15 protein-coding genes are annotated in these 17,963 nt (G+C 64.5%); 7 read left to right on the forward strand and 8 right to left on the reverse strand.

Translation table 11 applies throughout. The annotated features are described in order from the left end of the window. A partial coding sequence (locus CLM60_RS04755) for a VOC family protein (RefSeq protein ID WP_217983271.1) occupies positions 1 to 515 on the forward strand: 515 nt, incomplete at its 5' end. Between the two features lie 115 nt (positions 516 to 630). On the opposite strand, the gene rlmN is transcribed toward CLM60_RS04755, so the two are convergent. Both rlmN and CLM60_RS04765 read right to left on the reverse strand, forming a co-directional pair. Next, complete coding sequence (gene rlmN / locus CLM60_RS04760) at positions 631 to 1,812, reverse strand: dual-specificity RNA methyltransferase RlmN (protein ID WP_095588220.1); 1,182 nt, start codon at positions 1,810 to 1,812, stop codon at positions 631 to 633. Between the two features lie 107 nt (positions 1,813 to 1,919). Continuing rightward, positions 1,920 to 2,450, reverse strand: a complete 531-nt coding sequence (locus CLM60_RS04765; RefSeq protein ID WP_095588036.1) for an invasion associated locus B family protein — start codon at positions 2,448 to 2,450, stop codon at positions 1,920 to 1,922. Between the two features lie 163 nt (positions 2,451 to 2,613). Here CLM60_RS04765 and CLM60_RS04770 point away from each other — a divergent pair, with 163 nt between their 5' ends. Beyond that, the gene (locus CLM60_RS04770) at positions 2,614 to 3,615 is read left to right on the forward strand and encodes an asparaginase (RefSeq protein ID WP_425427210.1); all 1,002 of its coding nucleotides are present in this window, start codon (positions 2,614 to 2,616) and stop codon (positions 3,613 to 3,615) included. A gap of 7 nt (positions 3,616 to 3,622) precedes the next feature. Here the strand turns inward: CLM60_RS04770 and serB are convergent, their stop codons facing one another. Next, a complete protein-coding gene (serB, locus tag CLM60_RS04775; RefSeq protein WP_095588038.1) occupies positions 3,623 to 4,498 on the reverse strand; it encodes a phosphoserine phosphatase SerB in 876 nt (291 codons plus the stop codon). Between the two features lie 157 nt (positions 4,499 to 4,655). On the opposite strand from serB, the gene CLM60_RS04780 reads away from it, so the two are divergent. The 3 genes from CLM60_RS04780 to CLM60_RS04790 all read left to right on the forward strand — a co-directional run bounded on the left by CLM60_RS04780 (position 4,656) and on the right by CLM60_RS04790 (position 8,271). After that, the gene (locus CLM60_RS04780) at positions 4,656 to 5,798 is read left to right on the forward strand and encodes a phosphoserine transaminase (protein WP_095588039.1); all 1,143 of its coding nucleotides are present in this window, start codon (positions 4,656 to 4,658) and stop codon (positions 5,796 to 5,798) included. A gap of 63 nt (positions 5,799 to 5,861) precedes the next feature. After that, positions 5,862 to 7,457, forward strand: coding sequence for a phosphoglycerate dehydrogenase (serA, locus tag CLM60_RS04785; RefSeq protein ID WP_095588040.1), 1,596 nt, complete (start codon positions 5,862 to 5,864; stop codon positions 7,455 to 7,457). Positions 7,458 to 7,530: 73 nt separating this feature from the next. Further along, positions 7,531 to 8,271: a metallophosphoesterase gene (locus CLM60_RS04790; RefSeq protein ID WP_095588041.1), complete on the forward strand. Its 741-nt coding sequence runs from the start codon at positions 7,531 to 7,533 to the stop codon at positions 8,269 to 8,271. Positions 8,272 to 8,329: 58 nt separating this feature from the next. Here the strand turns inward: CLM60_RS04790 and tdh are convergent, their stop codons facing one another. From tdh to CLM60_RS04815, 5 genes are all read right to left on the reverse strand, one after another. Then, positions 8,330 to 9,355, reverse strand: a complete 1,026-nt coding sequence (gene tdh, locus CLM60_RS04795) for an L-threonine 3-dehydrogenase (RefSeq protein ID WP_176473806.1) — start codon at positions 9,353 to 9,355, stop codon at positions 8,330 to 8,332. 11 nt (positions 9,356 to 9,366) lie between these two features. Then, positions 9,367 to 10,554, reverse strand: a complete 1,188-nt coding sequence (locus CLM60_RS04800; RefSeq protein ID WP_095588043.1) for a glycine C-acetyltransferase — start codon at positions 10,552 to 10,554, stop codon at positions 9,367 to 9,369. Between the two features lie 78 nt (positions 10,555 to 10,632). Beyond that, positions 10,633 to 12,213 carry a pentapeptide repeat-containing protein gene (locus CLM60_RS04805; protein WP_095588044.1) on the reverse strand — a complete coding sequence of 527 codons (1,581 nt, stop codon included), beginning with the start codon at positions 12,211 to 12,213 and terminating at the stop codon, positions 10,633 to 10,635. 42 nt (positions 12,214 to 12,255) lie between these two features. Then, positions 12,256 to 12,444, reverse strand: a complete 189-nt coding sequence (locus tag CLM60_RS04810; protein WP_095588045.1) for a DUF2783 domain-containing protein — start codon at positions 12,442 to 12,444, stop codon at positions 12,256 to 12,258. Then, complete coding sequence (locus tag CLM60_RS04815; RefSeq protein ID WP_095588046.1) at positions 12,441 to 13,991, reverse strand: FAD-dependent monooxygenase; 1,551 nt, start codon at positions 13,989 to 13,991, stop codon at positions 12,441 to 12,443. Before CLM60_RS04815 ends, CLM60_RS04810 begins: the two co-directional genes overlap by 4 nt. Before the next feature lie 138 nt (positions 13,992 to 14,129). On the opposite strand from CLM60_RS04815, the gene CLM60_RS04820 reads away from it, so the two are divergent. Both CLM60_RS04820 and CLM60_RS04825 read left to right on the forward strand, forming a co-directional pair. Beyond that, positions 14,130 to 15,308 carry an acetyl-CoA C-acyltransferase family protein gene (locus CLM60_RS04820; RefSeq protein WP_095588047.1) on the forward strand — a complete coding sequence of 393 codons (1,179 nt, stop codon included), beginning with the start codon at positions 14,130 to 14,132 and terminating at the stop codon, positions 15,306 to 15,308. 87 nt (positions 15,309 to 15,395) lie between these two features. Continuing rightward, a complete protein-coding gene (locus CLM60_RS04825) occupies positions 15,396 to 17,948 on the forward strand; it encodes a hybrid sensor histidine kinase/response regulator (RefSeq protein WP_095588048.1) in 2,553 nt (850 codons plus the stop codon). Positions 17,949 to 17,963 lie beyond the last annotated feature (15 nt).

Consider the following 17,963-nt stretch of genomic DNA (forward strand, 5'->3'; position numbering starts at 1 on the left):
GAGCCCAAACTCACGGTTTCTGCATGCCTACTGAATGTCGGCTATCGTGCACAGCGCGGTTGACTTGCAAAACTAAAACTGGCAGGCACAGGGAGAACAAAAATGGAACAAATTGCTCTTTTGGAGGTACCGTTTTGGCTCGCAAAGCAACTATCAGCATTGATGTATCTGACATGTCCACAGCCTTGAAGTTTTATGTTGAGGCATTGGGCTGCAAATTTAAGAAAAAGTACTCGGATGATTGGCAGGTTATCTCCGTTGGAACGCTCGATCTCCACATCCAAGAGAAAGCCGCAGGCACCATCGGCGCAGCCGATGAAAAACGTCACTACCAGCGTCATTGGACACCGGTTCATCTTGACTTCATAGTAGATGACATTGATCCGGTTTGTGCAGAAGTTGAAAAGTACGGCGGCTCGGTTGAAAAGAAAACCTACTCAGAGGTCGCAGACCTTGCAAATTGTGCTGATCCGTTCGGAAACGGATTTGATCTTATTCGGGAAAACCTGGAATAGGTACGCGAAGAAGCCTCGGAGAGCGCAAAGTTCGCCCGTCGGGGTATCGCCAAGCCGCCATTGGCGCAACCGCAGCGAATTGGCGCTTAGTCCGCACAGCGGACCAACCTGCCTATCACAACCCCGCATCCTTCTGGATTTCCGCGCGGCTTTTGCGGGCGCGTTCGGTGGCGGATTTCAGCTGGCCGCAGGCGGCCATGATATCCTCGCCCCGGGGGGTGCGGATGGGGCTGGCATAGCCTGCCTTGTAGATGATGTCGGCGAAGCCTTCGATCCGGTCCCAGTCGGACCGCTGATAGGGGGCGCCGGGCCATTCGTTGAAGGGGATCAGGTTGATCTTGGCCGGGATGCCCGCGATCAGACGGACCAGGCGGCGCGCGTCGTCGTCGCTGTCGTTCACATCCTTCAGCATCACGTATTCAAAGGTGATGCGTTCGGAATTCGACAGCTTGGGATAGGCGCGCAGCGCGTCCAGCAACGCGGCGATGTTCCATTTCTTGTTGATCGGCACCAGCTTGTCGCGGACCTCATCCGTGGTGGCGTGGAAGCTGACCGCCAGCATGCAGCCGATCTCTTCGGCGGTCTTGGCGATTTCCGGGACCACACCGCTGGTCGACAGGGTGATGCGGCGGCGGGACAGGCTGATGCCTTCGCCATCCATCGAGATCTTCATCGCGTCGCGCACGGCGTCGAAATTGTAAAGCGGCTCGCCCATGCCCATCAGCACGATGTTCGACACCAGGCGCGGGCGTTCGCCCATCCCCTCGCCCTGGCGGGTCCAATCGTCCAGATCGTCACGCGCCAGCATGACCTGGCCGATGATCTCGCCCGCGGTCAGGTTGCGCACCAGCTTCTGTGTGCCGGTGTGGCAGAAGGAACAGGTCAGGGTGCAGCCCACCTGGGAGCTGATGCACAGCGTGCCGCGATCGGTTTCGGGGATATAGACCACCTCGACCTCGTGCCCGCCGGCGATCCGCACCAGGTATTTGCGGGTACCGTCGGCACTGACATTCTTGCTGACGATCTCGGGGATCGCGACATCGAAGTTCTTGGCCAGCAGCGCGCGGTAATCCTTGGACAGGTTGGTCATCTCGGCGAAATCGCGCACGCCCTTCTGATAGATCCACTGCCAGATCTGGTTCAGCCGCATCTTGGCCTGTTTTTCCGGCGTGCCGGCGGCGATCAGCGCCGCGCGCAGCTGGTCCCGGGTCAGACCGACAAGGTTGACCTTGCCGCCATCGGGCAGCTTGCGGGGGATGGTCAGAACATCCTGAGTGATCGGGGCCGAGGCCGACATGCGCGCGTCTCCAGTAAGGTGATCGGTCCAGATATAGGATTCGCGGACACAAATAAACAGCCGTACACGCGGCACGGCTGTTTTTCAGGGGCGCGGCATGCGCGTGATCAGTTGGCGCAGCGGCTCTGCGCCTCGTCCACCGCGGCGGTGAACCCCAGCAACGAGAACGTGTCCTTGGTAACCGTCCCGCGCGCCGACCGGCCCGTGACGACGGCATCGGCCCCGCGTTTCATCGCGGCGATGATCTTGCCATCTTCGGCGGCGGTGGCGGGCCAGGCGCTTTCGCCTTCGGTGAACAGGTCGAACTTGCTGTCGCCGATCTGGACACTGACGGTCGAGCCGGGCGCAAAGGGATAGCCACCCGCGAACTGGATCTGGCCCGTGATGCTTTCGGACGGGCGATAGAAGACCAGCATATAGATGTCACCGCGGCGCACGGCCTTGATATTGCCATCCGCGTCGGTGTTCACCGTCTCGCGCGGGGCCGAAACGGCCCAGCATTCGGTCGGGTTGTCCTCGACATAGACCGACCAATCGGTTTTCACAGCAACGCGGTTTTCGGTTTCCTGGGCGTTTGCCGCGACCGGGGCGGTCGCCAGGATCGCGCTTGCGACCGCGTATTTCATCCAGCGTGTCATGTCGTGTACAGCCTCCAGCCGTCTTGCCTCTGGGCGCCCTCGTCCGTTTTTCGGACCTTTTCCTGTGGCGCGCGAAATTTCAACTCGATACAGCAAGATTAACGTAAATGTCCGGGGGGGTGAAAGCCCTGTTGGCACAAATTCGCGCAGCAAACAGGGGAAAATCATGAATCCGGCGAACCTTGTCGAAGTCTGGCGTGGGCCGTTTCTGGAATCGATCCACCAGGGACACGCGGTTATCTGTGACGCGACGGGCGGGATTGTCGCGGCCTGGGGCGATCCCGAAGCGGTGATTTTGCCGCGCTCGTCGGCCAAGATGTTGCAGGCGCTGCCGCTGGTCGAAAGCGGGGCCGCGGATGCGGCGGGGCTGTCGCAGGCGCATCTGGCGCTCGCCTGTGCCTCGCACCAGGGGGCGCCGGGGCACACCGATGTGGTCTCCGCGTGGCTGGCCGAACTGGGGCTGGGCGACAGCGATCTGCGCTGCGGCCCCGAGGCCCCGCGCGACCGCGAGATCAAGCATGACATGATCCGCGCGGGCGGGTCGCCCTGCCAGTGGCACAACAATTGTTCGGGCAAACACGCGGGCTTTCTGACCCTGACGCAGCACCTTAAGGCCGGGCCGGAATATGTGGACCCGGATCACCCCGTGCAGACGCGGGTGCTGGAGGCGTTTGAGGCCGTGACAGAGACGAAAAGCCCCGGTTTCGGCATTGACGGTTGTTCGGCCCCGAACTTCGGCACCACGCTGCATGGGCTTGCGCGGGCGATGGCGTTTTTCGCCGCCGCCGATCCCGAAAGCAGCCACGCGCGCGACGGCGCCGCCGGGCGGCTGACACAGGCGATGATCGCCCATCCCTGGCTGGTCGCGGGCGAGGGCCGCGCCTGTACCGAGTTGATGCGGGCCACGTCCGAGCCGGTCGCGATCAAAACCGGGGCCGAGGGGGTTTTCGTTGCGATTCTGCCGAAACAGAGACTGGGTGTCGCGCTGAAGATCGCCGATGGCGCCACGCGCGCCAGCGAATGCGCGATGGCGGCGTTGCTGGTGCGGCTGGGCGTGTTGCCGGCCGATCATCCCGCGGTGCAGCGGCGTATGAACGCGCCGATCCCGAACCGGCGCGGCATGCTTACGGGGCATATTCGCCCGGTGGCGGGTTTGGCGGGCTGAGCCCCGCCTATTCCGCGAAATCGGGCCGCGCGTAGCCCTGGATATACAGCAGCGCGGTCAGATCGCCGTGGTTGATGCGGATATCGCATTGCGCCGCGACGCTGGGCTTGGCGTGCAGCGCCACGCCCGCACCCGCCAGCCCCAGCATCCCCAGGTCATTGGCCCCGTCGCCCACAGCCATCACATCGTCATGGGCGATGCCCAGTTTCGCGGTGATGTCCTTCAGCGCCTGCACCTTGGCCTCGCGCCCCAGGATGGGTTCGGCGACTGTGCCGGTCAGCTTGCCATCCGCGATGTTCAGCGTGTTGGCGCGGTTTTCATCAAAGCCCAGCGTGGCCGCCACATGGGCGGTAAAGGCGGTGAACCCCCCCGATACCAGCGCCGCATAGGCGCCGTTGGCCTTCATCGTGGCCAGCAGCACCTTGCCGCCGGGCATGAAGCTGATGCGCTGGGCCAAAACAGTCTCTATCACGCCGGAATCGAGCCCCTTCAGCAGCCCCACCCGTTCGCGCAGCGCGCCTTCGAAATCCAGCTCGCCATTCATCGCGCGGGCGGTGATTTCCGCCACGCGTTCACCGATGCCCGCGACCACGGCCAGCTCGTCGATGCATTCCTGCTGGATCATGGTGCTGTCCATATCGGCCAGCAGCATCTTCTTGCGGCGCCCTTCGGCGGGCTGCACCACCAGGTCGATGCCCATCCCTTGCAGGCTGTCCCAGGCGTCCCAGCGGTTGCCAGGCACTTCGGCCACCATGAATTCGGCCGCAATGTCGGGGTCCAGCCATTGCGCATCGCCCCCACCCCAGGCATTGCGCAGCGCCTCGACCGTGGCGGGGGTCAGCGTGGGATCGGCGGGATTGGACAGCAGGGTGACAGCGTACATGGGGCAGTTTCCGATAGTGAACAGGCGTGTCGCTTTTTAACGATCAGGCGGCGCAATAGCGCGGTTTTCCCTATTGCGCCAGTCCCGAAACGGCCCTATGTCCGGCGGCGGGACACCCCTCCCCAACGAGGGGCATATATCTGTAAGGATACCAGAGATGGCTTTTGACGCTCCGGCTACGCGGCCGGCCAACCCGCGTTTTTCTTCCGGCCCCTGTGCCAAACCCCCCGTATTCACACTCGACGCACTTTCGGATGCCGCCCTGGGCCGCAGCCACCGTGCCGCCATCGGCAAGGCCAAGCTGAAAGACGCGATCGAGATCACGCGCGAGATTCTGGGCGTGCCCGCCGATTACAAGATCGGCATCGTTCCGGCATCGGATACCGGTGCCGTCGAAATGGCCATGTGGAACCTGCTGGGCGCACGCAAGGTCGAGATGCTGGCCTGGGAAAGCTTCGGCGCGGGCTGGGTCACCGATGTGGTCAAGCAGCTGAAGATCGAGGCCGAGGTCAAGACCGCCGACTATGGCGAGATCGTCGATCTGGCATCGGTCGATTTTGACAATGACGTGGTGTTCACATGGAACGGGACCACCAGCGGTGTGCGCGTGCCGAATGGCGACTGGATCGCCGCCGACCGCGCCGGTCTGACCATCTGTGACGCAACCAGCGCCGCGTTTGCGATGGACCTGCCCTGGGACAAGCTGGATGTGACCACCTTCAGCTGGCAAAAGGTTCTGGGTGGCGAAGCGGCCCACGGCATGCTGATCCTGTCCCCGCGCGCGGTGGAACGGCTGGAAAGCTATACCCCCGCCTGGCCGCTGCCGAAAATCTTCCGCCTGACCAAGGGTGGCAAGCTGATCGACGGTATCTTCACCGGCGCCACGATCAACACCCCGTCGATGCTGGCGGTCGAGGATTATCTGGTCGCGCTGAACTGGGCGAAATCCGTGGGCGGGCTGAAGGGCCTGATCGCGCGCGCCGATGCCAATACGGGCGTGATCGCCGATTTCGTCGCCAGCCATGACTGGATCGCCAATCTGGCGACCGATCCGGCGACCGCGTCGAACACCAGCGTCTGCCTGAAATTCACCGACGATCGCATCCAGGACGGCGCCGCCTTTGCCAAGGCCGTCGCCAAGCGGCTGGAGGCCGAGGGCGTCGCACTGGATATCGGTGCCTATCGTGATGCACCTGCCGGTCTGCGGATCTGGTGCGGCGGCACGGTCGAAACCGCCGACCTGCAGGCGCTGATGCCGTGGCTGGAATGGGCCTTCGAGGCCGAGATCGCCGCTCAGTAAGATATCGCGCGGGGTGAATCCCACCCCGCGATTCCCCAAATTTCGCGAAAGATGGAGCGCCCAATGGCCCCCAAAGTACTCGTATCCGACAAACTGTCCGAAACCGCCGTTCAGATCTTCCGGGATCGCGGGATCGAGGTCGATTTCGATCCGTCCATCGGCAAGGACAAGGACAAGCTGCTGGAAGTCATCGGCAAATATGACGGTCTGGCGATCCGCTCGGCCACCAAGGTGACCGAAAAGGTCCTGGAAGCCGCCACCAACCTGAAAGTCGTCGGTCGTGCCGGGATCGGCACCGACAATGTCGACAAGGTCGCGGCGTCGAAAAAGGGCGTGATCGTCATGAACACGCCCTTCGGCAACATGATCACCACCGCCGAACACGCCATCGCGATGATGTTCGCCGTGGCCCGCCAGATCCCCGAGGCCAGCGCATCGACCCATGCCGGCAAGTGGGAGAAATCCAAATTCATGGGGGTCGAGCTGACCGGCAAGACCCTGGGCGTGATCGGCGCCGGCAATATCGGCGGCATCGTCTGCGACCGCGCCCGTGGGCTGAAGATGAAGGTCATCGCTTTCGACCCCTTCCTGTCCGAGGAAAAGGCCGAGCAGATGCAGGTCGAGAAGGTCGAGCTGGAAGAGCTGCTGAAACGGTCGGATTTCATCACCCTGCACGTGCCGCTGATCGACAGCACCCGCAATATCCTGAGCCGCGAGAACCTGGAAAAGACCAAGAAGGGCGTGCGCATCATCAACTGTGCCCGCGGCGGTCTGGTCGATGAAGAGGCGCTGGCAGACCTGATCAAATCCGGCCATGTCGCCGGTGCGGCCTTTGACGTGTTCAGCGAGGAACCCGCGACCGAGAACCCGCTTTTCGGCCTGCCGAATGTCGTCTGCACCCCGCATCTGGGCGCCGCCACGACCGAGGCACAGGAAAACGTGGCGCTGCAGGTGGCCGAACAGATGGCCGATTACCTGCTGACCGGGGCCGTGACCAACGCGCTGAACATGCCGTCGGTCACCGCCGAGGAAGCCAAGATCATGGGCCCCTGGATCAAGCTGGCCGAGCATCTGGGCGCCTTTATCGGCCAGATGACGGACGAGCCGATCAAGGCGATCAACATCCTTTATGACGGTCACGTGGCCGACATGAACCTGGATGCGCTGAACTGCGCCGCGATTGCCGGCGTGATGAAGCCCGCCAACCCGGATGTGAACCTGGTTTCCGCCCCCGTGGCCGCCGCCGACAAGGGCATCCAGATCAGCCGCACCACCCAGGGCAAATCGGGCGTCTTCGATGCCTATATCAAGCTGACCGTGGTGACCGACAAGCGCGAGCGTTCGATCGCGGGCACCGTCTTCAGCGACGGCAAGCCGCGCTTCATCCAGATCAAGGGCATCAATATCGACGCCGAGATCGGCAATCACATGCTCTACACCACCAATCAGGACGTGCCGGGCATCATCGGGACGCTGGGCCGCACCATGGGCGAGGGCGGCGTGAACATCGCCAACTTTACCCTCGGCCGGAAAGAGGCCGGCGGCGACGCCATCGCGGTTCTCTATGTCGATGCGCCGGTGCCGGATGCGGTGCTGAAACAGCTGCACGACACCGGGCTGTTCCAGTCGATCCGCCCGCTGGAATTCGACGCCGCCTGAGCGTGAAACAGCTTGCCAAATTTCCAACCCGCCGCAGTTTGTGGCGGGTTGTGTCATTCCAGGGGGGCCCTTGATGCGGTTCTATGCCATCGGCGATATTCACGGCCATCTCGACAAGCTGCACGGCGTGCATGACCTGATCGCGGCCGACCGCCTTGCCACCGGCGACCCCGCCGCGCCCGTGGTGCATCTGGGCGATTTCGCAGATCGCGGCCCCGATGTGCGCGGCGTTCTGGATTTCCTGATCGACGGGATCGCGGCCGGCCAGCCCTGGATCTGCCTCAAGGGCAACCACGACCGGATGATGGAACACTACCTGCGCAGCCCGGAACAGCCCGACCCGCTGCGCGACGACCTGCACTGGCTGCAGGACATCATCGGCGGACGCGAGACTCTGGCCTCCTACGGTGTGGACGTGTCGCTTGACCGGAACGAACGGGATATTCATGCGGACGCAACCGCGCTGGTGCCGCCCGCACACCGCGCCTTTCTGCAGGCCCTGCCGAACCATCACCATGCGGGCGCGGTCTATTTCTGCCACGCCGGTATCCGCCCCGGTGTGCCGCTGCCGGATCAGGTCGAGGATGACCTGGTCTGGATCCGCCGCGAGTTTCACGATGCGGCTGATGACCACGGCGCGCTGATCGTACATGGCCACACACCGGTCGACAGGGTGACCCATTATGGCAACCGGCTGAACCTGGACACCGGCGCGGCTTACGGCCGTGCGCTGTCGGTCGCGGTGATCGAGGGGCACGAGGTCGCCCAGCTGACCCCCACCGGACGTAAACCGCTGCCCCCTTCATCTTGGTGAAAATACCTCGCGGGGGTCCGGGGGCGCGCAGCCCCCGGCGCGGGCCACCCACGCCGCGTCAGGACCAGTCCAGCACCACCTTGCCGCTGGCCCCGCTGCGCATCACGTCGAACCCGATCTGAAAATCATCGACCGCAAACCGGTGCGTGATCACCCCGCGCACATCCAACCCGTTCTGCAACATGGCGATCATCTTGTACCAGGTCTCGAAAATCTCTCGGCCATAGACGCCCTTGATCGTCAGCGCCTTGAACACGATCCGACTCCAGTCCACGGGCGATTTTCCGGGCGGAATGCCCAGCATGGCGATGCGCCCGCCCATGACCATCGCCGCGACCATCTGATCCAGCGCCGCCTGGTTGCCCGACATTTCCATGCCCACATCGAACCCCTGGTTCATGCCCATTTCAGTGACGATTCCGGCCAAATCCTCCTCCAGCACATTCACCGGGCGCACGTCAGCCACCCGGCCCGCCAGCGCCAGCCGCTCGGGGTTCACATCGGTGATCGCCACATGGCGGGCGCCCACATGCCGGGCCACGGCGGCGGCCATGATGCCAATGGGGCCCGCGCCGGTGATCAACACATCCTCGCCCACCAGATCGAAGCTTAACGCGGTGTGGACCGCATTTCCCAGCGGATCCAGGATCGCGCCGATCTCGTCGTCGATCTCATCGGGCAGGGGGACCACGTTGAACGCAGGCAGGCGCAGGTATTCGGCAAACGCGCCCTGTTCATTCACCCCGATCCCACGCGTTTCGGGGTCCAGGTGGAACTTGCCCGCGCGGCTCTGGCGCGAGTGATGGCCGATCAGATGCCCCTCGCCGGAACAGCGCTGGCCGATTTCCAGACCTTCGACATCGCGGCCGATCTCGACGATCTCACCGGCGAATTCATGGCCGGTTATCAGTGGAACAGGCACTGTTTTCCGGGCCCACTCGTCCCAGTTCCAGATGTGGATGTCGGTACCGCAGATGCCGGTTTTGCGGATGCGGATCAGCACGTCGTCGGGGCCGATTTCCGGCACCGGCGCGCGGTCCATCCACAGACCCGGCTCGGGCCGGGCCTTGACCAGCGCCTTCATCTGGTTGCTGCTCATGACAGCACCCCCGTGTCGCGCCCGGCCTGACCGAACGCCGTCAGCGCGGCGTCCAGATCGTCACGTGTCAGTGCGGCGCTCATCTGCGTGCGGATGCGCGCCTGGCCCTTGGGCACCACGGGAAAGAAGAACCCGGCGACGAAAACGCCCAGCGCGTCCAGCCGCGCCGCCATCTGCTGGCTGAGCTTTGCGTCGCCCAGCATCACCGGCACGATGGGATGTGCCCCGGGCAACAGGTCAAAGCCCAGCTTTTCCAGCCCCGCGCGCCAATAGGCGGTGTTGTCGAACAGTTGCGTGCGCAGATCGTCGCCCTGCTCGACCAGCTCGATGGCGGTGATCCCGGCGGCGGTGACCGGTGGCGGCAGCGCATTGGAAAACAGATAGGGCCGCGCGCGCTGGCGCAGCAGGTCCACCACCGGCTGCGGCCCGGCGATATAGCCGCCGATCGCGCCCCCCAGCGCCTTGCCCAGCGTGCCGGTCAGGATGTCGACCTTGACCTCGTGATGGGCGGGCGTGCCGGCGCCCTTTGGCCCCATGAAACCGGTCGCATGGCAATCGTCGACCATCACCAGCGCGCCGTATTGCCGGGCCAGCGCGGTGATCTCGGGCAGCTTGGCCAGATAGCCATCCATGCTGAACACACCATCGGTGGCGATCAGGATGTCGCGCGCGCCATCGGCGCGGGCGGCTTTCAGCTGATCCTCCAACGCGTCCATGTCCGAATTGGCATAGCGATAGCGTTTCGCCTTGCACAGCCGGATGCCGTCGATGATCGACGCATGGTTCAGCGCGTCGGATATCACCGCGTCCTCGGGTCCCAAAAGCGGCTCGAACAAGGCCCCATTCGCGTCGAAACAGGCCGCGAACAGGATCGCGTCATCGGTGCCCAGGAACCCCGCCAGCCGCTGTTCCAGCGCGCGGTGCAGATCCTGTGTGCCGCAGATGAACCGGACCGAGGCCATGCCGAACCCGTGATCGTCCATCGCCTGTTTCGCCGCCGCGATCAGGGCGGGGTGGTCGGCCAGACCCAGATAGTTGTTGGCGCACAGGTTGATGACCTGACGCCCGCCAACCTGCACCCGGCCCGACTGGGGCGAGGTGATCTGACGTTCGTGTTTCATCAGCCCCTGCGCCTCGATCTCGGCCAGGGTGTCGTGGATGCGGGTCAGGAATGGGGTGGGCATGGGCAACCTCCGCTTTCTGCCCTGACTATGCCGTGGCGGGCGGGGTGCGGCGAATCAATTCCGACAAGGGAACCGTCGTCAGTCGCGCCGGATCACCCCGGTGATGGCCGCCGCGCCCAGTGCCGTGACGACCCAGCCGATGGCCTTGGCGAACCAGCGGAGCCACCAGCCGACCCGGCCCAGAGGGCTGCGGGATGTGGACGGTGCCCAGGCGCTTTCCTGTCCCAGCGACACGATGGGAATGACCAGATCGGCGGCATAGGCGATGCCGTGGAAGGTTTCCCAATCCTGCCCGGCCTGTCCGGGTTGGGACCAGAACGCGCCGGGATTTTTCGGGTGGCTTTCGGTGGCGGCGATCCAGGGCGCCGATGTCAGGATGGGCGCGGCGTTCGGGGTCATGTCCCCGGCCTCCCAGCAGCGCTGGAAGAACACGCCCAGCCCCAGGATCAGCACCGCCGCGATCACGACCGACCGCGACGGGCGATAGCCATAGCCCACGGTCCAGCGCAGCACCGCATCGCCCACCCATTTCGCGGCCCAGGCCCCGCTTTGGCCATGCGCTTTCAGCAGGATGCGGCGATCCTCGGCCCTGAGGCGCTGTTCCTTGCGCAGCAGCACGGTCAGCGCATCGTCGCGCTGGCCCAAACGGTTCAGGACGCGCGCCAGATGCTCGTACGGTTGGGCGGTGAAGGGCGTGTCATCGGGGCGGCGCTCCAGCCAGTTCAGGCGCGCCTTGATCGTCGTATCGGCATGGCGCGAGAAATCGGCATAGGTGAACCCATCCAGCCGGATCGGGAACCGCGCGCCGTCGCCTGCGGGTTCGTCCGTCAGCCGTTCGACCGACGCGCCCGCCAGGTTGACGATGCCGCCCCGGATGTCCAGCGCGTGCATGTAAAGCAGCCCGCCGATCCGCGCGCGTGCCAGTGACAGCGCCATGCCACGGCCGTGTTCCTCGGTCGCGCCGAAGACGGCGCCATTGGCGGCGGTATCTGTCGTGGCCACGGACAGGTTGCTGAGGAACACGTCATGTTCCACCCGGGCCGAGGACAGGAAGATCATGCCTTCGGTCTTCAGATACGTCTCGCCGCTGGCATAGGGATAGTTGCCCAGGAAAACCGAGCCTTCGACCCGAAGCGAGGGCGCGAAGATCGCGTCTTGCAGGGGCGAGCGGATCTCGGCCCCGCAGATCTGCAGGTCGCCGCCGATCCGCGCCCCGGCCAGCGCGATCTCGCCCGTGACTAGGATGTCGTCGCGCAGATAAACGCTGCCGGAAAACCGCGCGTTGTCGGCGCTGATCCCTGCCAGCACGCCCCCGCTCAGGTGCAGACCGCGCAGGCTGGCATTCACCAGGTTCAGGGTGGCGTCCAGACGGCAATGCGACAGCGTGATGTCGCGGGCGCAATCGCAGCCCTGCAGATCCAGCGCGCCGTCGATCCGCGCCCCGCGCAGGCGCAGGCCCTTGTCATGCAGCACCGGCGCGCCCGGGTGTCCCAGCAGGATATGCCGCAGCACCACCGCGCGCAGGCCGGTCGATGGATCGCCGCCCGTATCGCCGGGCGTGGTGCCATCGCCAAAGCTGATGCGTTCGGGCGTGGCGCATTCTGAAATCAGTTTCTGTTCCGCCGGGGAAAAGGGCGCGAGATCGTCGAAATGCGTCATGCCCGGACCCTGCCACGCGCGGTGGCGCGGCGGCAAGACGGTTCAGGCCTGTTGGGCGGTGGCGATGGCGTCCTCCAGCACCGACATATCGCCGATATGGTTGGCCAGAAGCAGCACCAGCCGCGCGTTCAGCGTCAGGCTTTCACCGGTGCTCAGCCCGTCATGGGCGGCCATCAGACGGGCATAGAATACGTCATGTTCAGGCAGGTTAGGCTCTGTTTTTAGGGTCATATGCGTCCCTCCCACAATTCGGTGACGGCGTCTGTGATGGCTTCGGGGGTCGGGTCGACCCAGCGCGCGGCGATCACCTGATCGGGCCGGATCAGGTAAAGCGCCCGCGCCGCGTCGCCCAGATAGTGTTTCCGGACGGTCGGGTTCGGGTCGGCCTCGATACAGGGCAGGGGCACGTCCGGCACGGGGCTGTTGATCGCGATCAGGCGCAGCTCGCCGCCCAACGCATCCAGCAGCCAGCCATGGCCGTGCGGGGCGTCCTCGGCCACGGCGCCGGGGCGGGTATGGGCGGGCAGCGCGGAATCGTCCGGCCCCGCGCTGGGATAGATGCCCGGTGTCGCCAGACGGCCGGTATTCACCCAATCGCGCGCAAAGCCCGTGTTGCGCGACATCGCCAGCAGACCATCGCGAAACGCCCGTTCGACGGCGCTTCCCGGCGCCATGAAACGGGCCGTCGCCTGGGCCTGACGCAGGTTCTCGTCGGTGGCCTGGCCGCGTTCGCGGTCATAACCGTCCAGCAATTGCGCCGATCCCTGACCTTGGATCGTGCTGGCCAGCCGCCAGGACAGGTTCACCGCGTCCTGCAACCCGCCATTCCCCGCCCGCGCGCCGAAGGGCGGCATGACATGCGCGCTGTCGCCGGCAAAAAACACCCGGCCCTGACGGAATTGCGGCAGCCGCCGGCATTGAAAACGATAGAGGCTGACCCAATCCAGTCGCAGCTCGGATTTGGGAAAAATCAGTGACAATTTCGGCAGGATTTGCTCTGGAAGCGCCTCTTCCTCGGGGTTGGCATCGGGGGGGATCTGAAGCTCGACCCGCCACAACCCGTCGGGCTGGCGATGCAGCAGGCTGGTGCGCCCCGGGTTGAAGGGCGCGTCGAACCAGAACATCCGCCCCGAGGGCAGATCGTGATCGGTTTCCACATCGGCGACCAGGAACTGATCCTCGAACGCGGTGCCGACCATATCCAGCCCCAGCTTGGTGCGGATCGCCGACCGCGCGCTGTCACAGGCGATCAGGTAATCCGCCCGCAGCCCGTAATCGCCATCGGGCGTGGTGACATAGACATGGACGCCCGCGTCATCCTGTTCGACCGCTTCGACACGGTTGCTGAACCGCAGGTCGATCGCGGGCTCGGCCCGGATCCTGTCGATCAGAAGCGTTTCGACGTGATATTGCTGCAGGTTCACGAAAGCCGGCATGCGTTGCCCCGGATCGGGGTTCAGGTCGGTCGTGAACAACTCGTCCGTACCGCGCCGCGTGCGGGCGGTTTCCCAGAACACCCCCTTGGCCAGCACCTTTTCGGCGATGCCCAGCCGGGCAAAGATCTCCAGGCTGCGCTTGGACCAGCACAGCGCGCGCGACCCCATGGCAACGACATTGTTCGCCTCGAGGATGACAGCCTTGATCCCCGCCTGCGCCAGCAACAGCCCCGTGGCCAGCCCCACCGGCCCGGCGCCGACGATGATGACCTGATGCTGCGGCTCGGTCGCGTTGAGCCCTGGCGGGGGCACGAATGGAAAGGGCTTGTAATCGAATGGCATTCCGCTCCTCCCGAAATGAGTGCGGATGTTGTAGCGATTCGTGCCCGCACGTTCTTTGATCTGACCCCTTGACGCCCGGGATGCGCAGCGTCCCTATGGGGGCGAAAGTGGGCATCTGCCCGGGTGGGAGAATTTTTCATGACCGATATCGTCATTCTGGGTGCGGCACGCACAGCCATCGGAACCTTTGGCGGATCCCTGGCGGGCACACCGCCGATTACGCTGGGCACCATCGCCGGCAAGGCCGCGCTGGACCGCGCCGGGGTCGAACCCGCGCAGATCGGTCATGTCGCCTTTGGCCACATCATCAACACCGAACCCCGGGACATGTATCTGTCGCGGGTGGCGGCGATCGAAGCGGGGATCCCCGACCAGACGCCCGCGATGAACGTCAACCGCCTGTGTGGTTCGGGCCTGCAGGCGGTGGTGTCGGTGACGCAGTCGCTGATGCTGGGCGATGCCGAATTCGGGCTGGCTGGTGGCGCGGAATGCATGAGCCGTTCGCCGCATATCCTGCCCGCGGCCCGCTGGGGCCAGAAGATGGGCGATGCCGGTGCGGTCGACATGATGATCGGCGCGCTGACCTGTCCGTTCGGCACCGGCCATATGGGCGTCACCGCCGAGAACGTGGCCGATGAGAACGCCATCAGCCGCGCCGACCAGGATGCCTTTGCGCTGGAAAGCCAGACCCGCGCCGCCAAGGCGATTGCCGAGGGGCGGTTCGCGTCGCAGATCGTCCCGGTCGAGGTGCGCCGCAAGCGCGAAACCGTCGCCTTTGACACCGACGAACACCCCAAACCCACCACGGCCGAGGCGCTGGCCGGGCTGCGCGCGGCATTCCGTAAAGAAGGCTCTGTTACAGCCGGAAACGCCTCGGGCATCAATGACGGTGCGGCCGCGCTGGTGCTGGGCACCGCCGATGCGGCCGCGCGGGCGGGGCTGGCGCCGATGGCCCGGATCGTGGGTTATGCCCATGCCGGTGTCCGGCCCGAAGTGATGGGCATCGGGCCCATCCCGGCGGTCGAATCGCTGGTCAAGCGCACTGGGCTGTCGCTGTCGGATTTTGACGTGATCGAAAGCAACGAGGCCTTTGCCGCCCAAGCCATCGCGGTCAACCGGGGGCTGGGGCTGGACCCGAACAGGGTCAATCCCAATGGCGGTGCCATCGCGCTGGGCCACCCGGTGGGGGCGACCGGTGCGATCCTTGTGGTCAAGACGCTTTACGAGCTGGAACGCATCGGCGGCCGCCTTGGTCTGATCACCATGTGCATCGGCGGCGGCCAGGGGATCGCGATGGCGGTCGAACGGCTGGGCTGACCCGGCGGGCCGGTCTTTCCGGCGGTTAAGGGGTTATTCATCTTGGCCCGGCATGGATAGGTCAAACTGTCCGGGCCGGGAATACCGATGAACCTAGAGCAACAATTGGCGCAAGAACGCCGCGCGCGGCTGGCAGCAGAGAAATTGCTGGGCCAGAAAAAGCGCGAGCTGACCGAAGCAAACCGCCGATTGGCGCAGCACGCCCAGGATCTGAGCGCCGAGATCGTCGAGACGAAATGCCAGGCCGACCGGCTGCGCGGCCAGAACGACCGTTTCATCACCGAGCTGGAGCAGGTGAGCCAGGCCTGCGCGATGGCCGAGCGGCGGCTGTGGGATTCGGTGGAAACCATCCGCGACGGGTTTGCGGTGTTCGATTCCTCGAACCGCATGGTGGCGGCGAACCGGGCCTATCTGTCGATCTTTGACGGTCTGGATGCGGTCAAGGTCGGTGTGGATTACAGCGATATCGCCCGGCTGATCGTCCAGGAGGGGATCGTCGATATCGGCGAGACATGCCCCGAGGACTGGATCGACGACATGCTGTCGCGCTGGCGGCAGAACCCGATCCCCGATCGCGTGATCCAGCTGTGGAACGGGCAATATGTCAAGCTGATCGACCGCCGGACCCCGGCCGGGGATATCGTGTCGCTGAACCTGAACATCACTGAGATGATGCGCATGTGGGCCGCGGTCGAGGCGGTGCCCGATGGGTTCGTGCTGTATGACCACGATGACCGCATGGTCATGTGCAACGAAAACTATCGCAAGCTTTACGCCGACAGCGCACCGGCGATGAAGCCGGGCACCACGTTCGAAGAGATCCTGCGCTATGGTCTGGATCGCGGCCAGTATGTCGAGGCCATTGGCCGCGAGGAGGACTGGCTGGCCAATCGGATGGTATTGCACCGGCGCACGGCGGGGCCCATCGAACAGCAGCTTTCGGACGGCCGCTGGCTGCGGGTGCTGGAAAAACGTACGCCCGATGGCGGTCTGGTGGGGCTGCGCGTGGATATCACCGAACAGAAAAAGGCGCAGCTTGCGCTGGAAAAGGCCCGCCAATCCGCCGAAACCGCCAACCGTGCGAAATCGGCCTTTCTGGCGAATATGAGCCACGAGCTGCGCACGCCGATGAACGGCGTGGTGGGGATGGCCGAACTGTTGTGCGATACGGGCCTGAGCGTGGAGCAAAGGCTTTATGCCGAAACCATCCGCAACTCGGGCGAGGGGCTTTTGGCGCTGCTGAACGATGTGCTCGACTATTCCAAGATCGAGGCCAGGAGAATGGTCCTGCATCCCGAACCCTTCGACCTTGAGCGGACGATCCACGAGGTCGTGATGCTGTTGCAGGCCACCGCGCAGGACAAGTCGCTGGATATCTATATCGACTATGACATGTTCCTGCCGACCCAGTTCTGCGGCGATCGAGGCCGTATCCGGCAGATCCTGACCAATCTGATCGGCAACGCGGTCAAGTTCACTGATGAGGGGCACGTGCTGGTTCGCGTCGTGGGATACGAGACCGACGATCAGGGGCAGCAAAAGGTTCACCTGACGGTCGAGGATACGGGGATCGGCATCGCGCCCGAGATGCAGAATCACATCTTCGGCGAGTTCAACCAGGTCGAGGATCAGCAGAACCGCAAATTCCAGGGCACCGGCCTTGGCCTGGCGATCACCAAGCGTCTGGTGACCATGATGGGTGGGGATGTCTGGCTGGAATCCGATGTGGGCCAGGGGGCCTGTTTCGGGATCAGCCTGTGTCTGCCCGTCACCGAAAAGGCCGCGCCGCAGGATACGGGGATCGTGCACCTGCCCGGGCGGGTGATGGTGGTGGATGACCATGCCGTCAACCGCACCATTCTGGACCGGCAATTGTCGCCCCTTGGCATTCGCGTTGATCTGTATAACGGCGCCGATGCCGCGCTGCGCGGTTTCGATACCGCGGAACGGCCGGATCTGATCATCACCGACCACAAGATGCCGGGAAAGGACGGGCTGACCTTCGCGCGAGAGATCCGCGCGCGTCAGGCCGATATCCCGATCCTGATGCTCAGCTCGTCGCCCCCGGCGCAATCCGATGCGGCCGCGGGCGGGCCGGTGGATATCGCGTTGAAAAAGCCGGTGCTGCGGCGGCAGCTTTATACCGCGATCGAGGCTTTGGTCAGCGGCGTTCCGGCAAAACCCGGCCATGATGCCATCCCCGAAGACAGCTCTGGCATGCCCGATCCGGGGCGCAGGCTGGATATCCTGATTGCCGAGGACAACCGCACCAACCGGCTGGTGGTGGGCAAGATGCTGCAGGATCTGCGCGCCGATCTGCGCTTTGCCGAGGATGGGACGCTTGCCGTCGATGCGTTTCGCGCCAAGCGACCGGATCTGATCTTCATGGATATCTCGATGCCCGGGATGGACGGGAAAGAGGCCACGCGCCAGATCCGCAGGCTGGAGGCGCAATCGGATCTGCCCCCGGTGCCGATCGTGGCGCTGACCGCGCATGCTCTGACCGGTGACGCCGAAGAGATCCTGGCCGCAGGGCTGGACCGTTATCTGACGAAACCGCTGCGCCGGGATGAAATCGTGGCCGCGATCCGCGATTTCGTGCCCGTGACGCCGATGCCCGCACAGGCGAAATCGGCCTGAATCCGGCGCAACAGT

The organism is Actibacterium ureilyticum (genome assembly GCF_002285435.1).
GTDB lineage: Bacteria > Pseudomonadota > Alphaproteobacteria > Rhodobacterales > Rhodobacteraceae > Actibacterium_C > Actibacterium_C ureilyticum.

Bases quoted from the DNA above. Each gene is read 5' to 3' on its own strand.
- rlmN (WP_095588220.1), bottom strand. From the start codon at position 1,812: ATGTCGGCCTCGGCCCCGATCACTCAGGATGTTCTGACCATCCCCCGC.
- CLM60_RS04765 (WP_095588036.1), bottom strand. From the start codon at position 2,450: ATGACACGCTGGATGAAATACGCGGTCGCAAGCGCGATCCTGGCGACC.
- serB (WP_095588038.1), bottom strand. From the start codon at position 4,498: ATGTACGCTGTCACCCTGCTGTCCAATCCCGCCGATCCCACGCTGACC.
- CLM60_RS04780 (WP_095588039.1), top strand. From the start codon at position 4,656: ATGGCTTTTGACGCTCCGGCTACGCGGCCGGCCAACCCGCGTTTTTCT.
- serA (WP_095588040.1), top strand. From the start codon at position 5,862: ATGGCCCCCAAAGTACTCGTATCCGACAAACTGTCCGAAACCGCCGTT.
- CLM60_RS04790 (WP_095588041.1), top strand. From the start codon at position 7,531: ATGCGGTTCTATGCCATCGGCGATATTCACGGCCATCTCGACAAGCTG.
- tdh (WP_176473806.1), bottom strand. From the start codon at position 9,355: ATGAAGGCGCTGGTCAAGGCCCGGCCCGAGCCGGGTCTGTGGATGGAC.
- CLM60_RS04800 (WP_095588043.1), bottom strand. From the start codon at position 10,554: ATGCCCACCCCATTCCTGACCCGCATCCACGACACCCTGGCCGAGATC.
- CLM60_RS04805 (WP_095588044.1), bottom strand. From the start codon at position 12,213: ATGACGCATTTCGACGATCTCGCGCCCTTTTCCCCGGCGGAACAGAAA.
- CLM60_RS04810 (WP_095588045.1), bottom strand. From the start codon at position 12,444: ATGACCCTAAAAACAGAGCCTAACCTGCCTGAACATGACGTATTCTAT.
- CLM60_RS04815 (WP_095588046.1), bottom strand. From the start codon at position 13,991: ATGCCATTCGATTACAAGCCCTTTCCATTCGTGCCCCCGCCAGGGCTC.
- CLM60_RS04820 (WP_095588047.1), top strand. From the start codon at position 14,130: ATGACCGATATCGTCATTCTGGGTGCGGCACGCACAGCCATCGGAACC.
- CLM60_RS04825 (WP_095588048.1), top strand. From the start codon at position 15,396: ATGAACCTAGAGCAACAATTGGCGCAAGAACGCCGCGCGCGGCTGGCA.